Genomic DNA, 6,489 nt, shown 5'->3' with positions numbered 1-6,489 from the left:
AGCTAAAAGTGTACGAGCGTTTAGATGCAAAATGTTCACTATTGCAGGTGCGGCACAGCAGGAAATGCACGCGCAGGGTATCCTTTTGGTATGGACTGGGAGATTTCCGTCAGCGAGTACGCCAGGTTAAAACAGCAGTCGGCAGCTCCTGTTCTGGTAGACGTGCGTGAGCCGCTTGAAGTACAGCTTGCCAGCATCGAAGGTGCGGTCTTGATGCCGATGGGCGAAGTAAAGGCTCGCGCGCACCAGGAACTGGACCCGGACGCGCATATCGTGGTGCTTTGCCATCACGGAGCACGCTCGCTTTCAGTAACAGCCTGGCTTCGCCGTGAGGGATTCGAGAGCGTGCAGTCGATTGCGGGCGGAATCGACGCATGGTCGCGCGAAGTTGATCCTGCTATCCCGCGGTATTAGAGCATTTTTCCTGTAGGTGTAGTGTAACGCTTCCGCATCTATGGGCGTTTTCCGCAATGAAAACGCCGATGCACGCCCCTTCCCGATACCCAGCAACAGGGAAAACGCTCTAGAAGACGTCTTAGCGTTTGGGGACCGCATACAGGGCGTTCCCGAATTCCAGGTTCCTGGAAGCATAAGCAAGGACATGGGGCATAATGCGCTCGCGCAGATAGGCGCGATCCGGAGCGGGTTGATAGCTCAGGCGTGCAATGAGGTCAGCGCGCAGATCGCCGGTATCCGGCACAGGAACCCTGATATCGTTCCCAACGAGATAGCTCAGGGCTTCCAGGCAGAGCGCATCTTTGTTCGACCAGTGCTTGTAGATGGTTGCTTTGCTGACGCCGGAGACCTCGGCGATGGTGTCCATGCTGGTGGCATCGAGGCCGCGCTCGGCAAAGAGCGCGATTGCGGCCTCGATGACCTTTTGGTGAGCTACTTGACTTCGTGTGCGCGCCACTTGAGCAATTCTCCTAAAGGTGTAAAGCGGAGAGTTGGCTGTTTGCGCCGTTTTCCTTCGAAGAAAACGGCATTTGCAGATTTGTCCAGAGCTGCAGCATTAGGAGAATTGCTTTAGACCTCGATCTTAGAAAACAAGTAGGCGCCCAGTAACAGGAAGGCCCCCGCGACCACCGTCAGAACCGTGAGATTCGTCGATGGCGTGAAGTGCCACACATTGGTGAGCGTTCCTCTCAGCCCGTCCACTCCGTATGACAAGGGATCGATCTGATTGGCTATCCTCATGCCGATCTTCTGATTGTCGAGTGGAAACAATGCTCCCGACAGAAAGTAGATAGGCATGACTAGAAAGTTCATTACGATCTGGAACCCCTGCATATCTTTGATCGCCGAGCCGAGCGCTGTGCCCAGCGCGGCAAAGACCAGGGCGATGAGAAAGAGGAAGAGAAATGCACCTGGCAGTGCCAGCCAGCTTTGCGGGCGGAAGCCGGCCAGAAGGCAGACGCCAAGAACGATGGTGCCCTGAATGATCGCCACGGTCGCACCTCCAAGCGTGCGGCCGATCATGATCTGTAGCCGTGAGACAGGAGCCACGAGCGTCTCTTTCAGGAAGCCAAACTGCCGGTCCCACAACATGGCGATTCCTGAAAAGACTGCAGAGAAAAGCACTGTCATGGCGACGACGCCCGGAGCCATGAATTGCAGGTAACTGCCGTGGCCTGCCTGCCGGAAAACAGCGCCAAAACCAAAGCCGAACGCGAACAGGTACAGACATGGTTGCGCCAGCGAAGCGGCAATCTGTACCCGGGAGCGGACATACCGCTTCAGTTCGCGTAGCCAGAGAATGTAGATTGCTCCCATGCTATCGCCTCCACATCTGCGCCATCTGGCGCAGCCCTGCTTTTGCATCGGCGCTTTCGTCACGCAGAGACGAGCCCGTCAGCGCGAGGAATGCGGCTTCAAGTGAGTCCGTGGATGTCTGCTGTTTCAGTTCAGCCGAGGTGCCCTGCGCGATGATGGCGCCGTGATCCATGATGGCGATGCGATGGGCTATTTTTTCGGCCTCGTCCATGTAGTGTGTCGTCAGGAAGACAGTTGTCTTTTCGGTTTCGTTCAACGCCTTCACGTGTGTCCAGAGCTGGTTGCGGCTCTGTGGGTCAAGGCCGAGTGTGGGTTCATCCAGGAAGAGAATCTTTGGCGTATGCAGCAGTCCGCGTGCGATCTCAAGCCGCCGCTTCATGCCGCCGGAAAAGGTCTTAACCAGTGAGTCCTTACGGTCCCAGAGTTCAAAGGTCTTCAGCAGAAACTCAATGCGCGTTGCCCGTACCTTGCGAGGCACGTGGTAAAGGATGCCGTGGAGCTCCATGTTTTCCCAGGCGGTCTGCTCCTGGTCGAGGCTGGGGTYCTGGAAAACGATGCCAAAGCGCTGTCGAGCTTCCTTCTGATGGACATTGGGGTCCATGCCGTCGAGCTGAATGGAGCCGCTGGTTGGCCGCAGCAGCGTAGTCAGCATTTTGATGGTGGTGGATTTACCTGCCCCATTCGGGCCAAGGAAGGCAAAAATCTCGCCCTGAGCGACATCGAAGGAGATCTCTTTGACTGCAGTGAAATCTCCAAATCGCCGGACGAGGTTACGGACACTGATCATGCAGGTCACTCCCTTCGATTTTGTAATACTGAACGGTTTAGTTCACTTATGTCAACGCCAACCTTCGGCCGTGTATATGATTGACCTTTCGGGAAGACCCCAAGTGAGCCCCCAGGATCGGGAAGAATCAGGACGGTCACGCGTATGTCGAAGAAAGCGTTAGAGTTTGCAGCGAAAAACCAAGGGAAAGCATTGGCGGAACTCAAGGAGTTCCTGCGCATTCCTTCCATCTCTACCTTGCCGGACCATGCCGGGGATGTACGCAAGGCCGCCGCATTTCTTGCAGAGGAGTTGAAGCGCATCGGGTTGGAGAATGTGCGTCTGATTGAGACCTCGGGCCATCCGCTGGTCTACGGTGACTGGCTGGGAGCTCCAGGAAAACCCACAGTCCTGTGCTATGGGCACTATGATGTTCAGCCGCCAGATCCTCTGGATGAGTGGCTATCGCCTCCCTTTGAACCGGTAGAGCGTAATGGCAACCTCTATGCGCGCGGAGCCGTGGATGACAAAGGACAGCTCTGGATGCAGGTAAAGGCCCTGGAGGCTCTCTTCCAGGAGTACAGCGGCAAGCTGCCGGTGAATGTAAGGGTTCTCTGCGAAGGGGAAGAAGAGGTCGGAGGCGAGGGAATTGCCGAGTACGTACAGCAGCATCCTGAGGCGTTGAAGGCGGATGTGGCCCTGGTGTGCGACACCGAAATGTTCGAGCCGGAACTGCCCACTCTCTGCGTTGGCCTGCGCGGCATGATCTATACCGAGATCGAAGTCCGCGGAGCCAAAACAGACCTGCATTCGGGAATCTATGGCGGCGCGGCGCCGAATCCATTTGTGGYGCTGGCGCAGATCATTGCCGGCTTGAAGGATGCCGATGACCATATTCGCATTCCCGGCTTTTATGACGATATCCAGCCGCCTACAGAGGATGAGCTCGCCGCATGGAAGCGTCTTCCGTTTGACGAAGAACATTACCGTCAGACCGAGGTAGGGTCTCCGGCGTTGATCGGGGAGAAAGGGTATTCCGTCATTGAACGCGTCTCAGCCAGACCGACGTTAGATGTGCACGGAATGCCGGGAGGATTTACAGGAGCCGGAGCGAAGACCGTCATTCCGGCCAAGGCCTTGGCCAAGGTCAGTATGCGGCTCGTGCCGAATATGACGTCGGCCGGCGCGTATGAGAAGTACGCCGCTTATGTCCAGAAGATTGCTCCCAGAGGCGTAACGGTGGAGACGCGCCTGATCCACTCGGGGGAGCCGGTGGTGATCGGTACGGAGAATCCCTTCGTGCAGAAAGCCGTCAATGCGATGCACGAGATCTGGAAGAAGGACACTGTCTTTATTCGCGGCGGCGGTTCGATTCCGATTGTCGGGGAGTTCGAACGCTACTTGAAGGTGCCGGTGATCCTGATGGGCTTCGGTCTGCCAGATGACAATCTGCATGCGCCAAATGAGAAGTTCCATATCGCGAACTTCTATCGAGGAATCGATTCCATCATTCTGTTTCTGGAGAGCTGCGGAGCATAGCGCGTGGAAGGGCTTGCAGGATGTGTGCTGGCCGGCGGCCGCAGCACGCGGATGGGGCGCGACAAGGCCCTACTTCGAATCAATGGCAGAACGCTGCATGCTCTCGCGTTGGATAAGCTGGCGGCATGTACAACCCTGCTGTACACCTCCGGGGAACATGTCGATCCGGAAGAACGGCGCTCTATCGTATTGAAGGATCCGTATTCATGTGGCCCGGTGGGTGGCATCGTGACGGCTCTCGAAGCATCCGAAGCGGAGTGGATGTTGTTTCTTCCGGTGGATATGCCGCTGGTCCCGGAGGCATGGATGCGTAACCTGGCTCAGATGACGGTCACGTCCAATGCAATAGCGATCGTGACCAGGACCGTGGAACGCCCACAGCCGTTAGTTGCGGCATATCGTCGAAGCGTGCTGCCTGAGTTGCGGCGTGCGCTCGAGATGGCACAATACAAGGTGATGGCTGCGCTTGTGTCGCCGGTGCAGTGGGTCGAAGCTGGGGAAGAATTTTCCGGGCAGTTTCGCAATTTGAATACTCCTCAGGAACTTTCTGACCTTCTCCGGCTAGGCTTCGACATCTCGTGGGAGGCGGAGAGATGATGCATGAAAGGGAACCAGCCGTACCTGAGCAGATTCCTGGAGAAGACTCGCCTTTGACGGCGGATGTGTCCCGGGAAGTGGCCGATGTCGTGGAAGAGTTCATGACGGAAGCCGCTGAGCAGAACGAGGCGGCAAAGGAATCGGCTGTTGTTCCGGGCAAGCCCTTGCCCTATATCTCATTTGAGAAGGTCTCAAAGTCATTTGGAGATGCTCATGTTCTGCAGCAGGTCAGCTTCTGCGTGCTGCCAGGCGAGACCCTTTGTATTCTTGGCCGAAGTGGCGTCGGGAAGTCGGTTTCCCTGCAGATTTTGATGGGATTTCTGAAGCCTGACTCCGGCATGGTACGCGTGGCCGGGGAGGACATCTGTGGGTTCACGGAGCGCGAGATGCAGGGGATCCGGCGTAAGGTCACGATGGTCTTTCAGAATGGGGCTCTGTTTGATTCGATTACCGTGGGCGAGAATGTTGCCTTTCCGTTACGTGAGCGCGGTGATCTTGGAGAAGAACAGATCAGCCAAGTGGTCAAAGGATTGCTTGAGATGGTTGGAGTAGCAGGGATGGAAGACCTTCTTCCGTCGGACCTGTCTACCGGGATGAAGCGATCCGTGGCGATTGCCCGGGCATTGGCATCGCAGCCGGAGGCAATTTTGTATGATGAGCCCACAACCATGGTGGACCCATTGATGGGACAACTGTTGGGCAACCTGATCGAACGCCTAAAGCGTCAACTTCACTTAACCAGTATCGTTGTGACACACGACATGAGGTTTGCCAAAAAACTGGCAGATCGCGTGGTATTCCTGCACGAAGGAAAAGCGCAGTTCTTTGGAACGATTGAGGAGATGGAGCGAACCAACGATCCAGTCCTGCGGGAGTTCCTGGCGCTCGACGAACTAGTTTTGCCCGTCTAAGGCAACTTCCGTCGCTGATTTGTGTTATCTAACGGAGAAAACTGGACTTAGTAATGGTACGTGGAAGCATCTTAGGGGTTGTTCTCAGAGATGCCGCAAGGTTATTCTGTCAACAACGGACCAAGATCCAGATGTAGTAGTCACTTCACCTTCATAGGGCGATATTGTGCAGATGGTATCGATGCACTGAAGGCTCACAAAACTTTTTGTTTAGCCAGGGATTAGGCGAGTTTTCGATGGCAGCACCTGAATATCTGCAACAGGCGGTAGTGGCTGGTAAGCGCGGGCGTTCTGCTGCGCGCCGGACCGGCCGGGGCGCTGTGCTGAGTAGTTCCGCGCCTGCGCTGATGTGGGCATCTGTTGATTGTTTGACCGCTGTTTTGTGCGGCGTGATCGCATTCCGGATGCGATTCCAGGGAACCGGCATTCCCAGCACCACTCTCTATCGCGAGATGTTGGTCCAGGCGATGCAGCAGCAGTTTCTCTGGTACCTGTTCTCATTCGCATTTTGCGTGGTCTTCTTTTCGCGGCTTCACGGGCTGTATGCTCCGATCCAGCATCATAGCGGTCTGCATGAACAGCGAGTGACATTCGAGTCTGTGCTGACAGCCGGGCTTCTGTTTTGCGGATTCCTGTACCTGACGCACGGCGAGAGCATCTCGCGGGTTGTGGTGCTTTTGACCGTAGCCTTTACCCAGGTAGCGCTTTCCATTCGCCGTGCGGCGTGGCGCAGGATGGTGTATTCGCGTTTTCGCGAGGGGCTTGAGGTCCGCAACATTCTCATTATCGGAACAGGCCGTGTGGCCCAGGCACTACGTAACCACCTGGAGACGCTGCAACATTTCGGATTCCGTTTCAAAGGCTTTGTCTCGTTGACACCGCAGGATGCGCTGAATTCGAACC

General features: G+C 56.0%; 8 protein-coding genes. 5 read left to right on the top strand and 3 right to left on the bottom strand.

Annotated features, from left to right (window positions below):
* Window positions 1-90: 90 nt before the first annotated feature.
* On the top strand, window positions 91-414 hold the full coding sequence (locus AB4043_RS11615; RefSeq protein WP_442301279.1) for a rhodanese-like domain-containing protein: 324 nt from the start codon (window positions 91-93) through the stop codon (window positions 412-414).
* A gap of 121 nt (window positions 415-535) precedes the next feature.
* Here the strand turns inward: AB4043_RS11615 and AB4043_RS11610 are convergent, their stop codons facing one another.
* The 3 genes from AB4043_RS11610 to AB4043_RS11600 all read right to left on the bottom strand — a co-directional run bounded on the left by AB4043_RS11610 (window position 536) and on the right by AB4043_RS11600 (window position 2,560).
* The gene (locus AB4043_RS11610; RefSeq protein WP_442307106.1) at window positions 536-913 is read right to left on the bottom strand and encodes a TetR/AcrR family transcriptional regulator; all 378 of its coding nucleotides are present in this window, start codon (window positions 911-913) and stop codon (window positions 536-538) included.
* 113 nt (window positions 914-1,026) lie between these two features.
* Window positions 1,027-1,773, bottom strand: coding sequence for an ABC transporter permease (locus AB4043_RS11605; RefSeq protein WP_442301281.1), 747 nt, complete (start codon window positions 1,771-1,773; stop codon window positions 1,027-1,029).
* Between the two features lies 1 nt (window position 1,774).
* The gene (locus AB4043_RS11600) at window positions 1,775-2,560 is read right to left on the bottom strand and encodes an ABC transporter ATP-binding protein (protein ID WP_442307105.1); all 786 of its coding nucleotides are present in this window, start codon (window positions 2,558-2,560) and stop codon (window positions 1,775-1,777) included.
* A gap of 144 nt (window positions 2,561-2,704) precedes the next feature.
* Between AB4043_RS11600 and AB4043_RS11595 the strand changes: the two genes are divergently transcribed.
* The 4 genes from AB4043_RS11595 to AB4043_RS11580 all read left to right on the top strand — a co-directional run.
* A complete protein-coding gene (locus AB4043_RS11595; protein WP_442307104.1) occupies window positions 2,705-4,078 on the top strand; it encodes a dipeptidase in 1,374 nt (457 codons plus the stop codon).
* A gap of 3 nt (window positions 4,079-4,081) precedes the next feature.
* Entirely contained in the window at window positions 4,082-4,675 is a 594-nt protein-coding gene (locus AB4043_RS11590; protein ID WP_442301284.1) for a molybdenum cofactor guanylyltransferase, read from the top strand.
* Entirely contained in the window at window positions 4,672-5,586 is a 915-nt protein-coding gene (locus AB4043_RS11585) for an ABC transporter ATP-binding protein (protein ID WP_442301285.1), read from the top strand. The genes AB4043_RS11590 and AB4043_RS11585 overlap by 4 nt, the downstream gene beginning before the upstream one ends.
* Window positions 5,587-5,822: 236 nt before the next feature.
* A partial coding sequence (locus AB4043_RS11580; RefSeq protein ID WP_442307103.1) for a nucleoside-diphosphate sugar epimerase/dehydratase occupies window positions 5,823-6,489 on the top strand: 667 nt, incomplete at its 3' end.

The sequence above is a fragment of the Terriglobus sp. YAF25 genome, assembly GCF_052113305.1.
In the GTDB taxonomy this organism is placed as follows: Bacteria; Acidobacteriota; Terriglobia; order Terriglobales; family Acidobacteriaceae; genus Terriglobus.
This window is presented reverse-complemented; position numbering and strand designations above follow the sequence as displayed.

Coding starts and splice junctions, on each gene's coding strand:
- AB4043_RS11605 (WP_442301281.1), bottom strand. CDS start 1,773: ATGGGAGCAATCTACATTCTCTGGCTACGCGAACTGAAGCGGTATGTC.
- AB4043_RS11585 (WP_442301285.1), top strand. CDS start 4,672: ATGATGCATGAAAGGGAACCAGCCGTACCTGAGCAGATTCCTGGAGAA.
- AB4043_RS11615 (WP_442301279.1), top strand. CDS start 91: ATGGACTGGGAGATTTCCGTCAGCGAGTACGCCAGGTTAAAACAGCAG.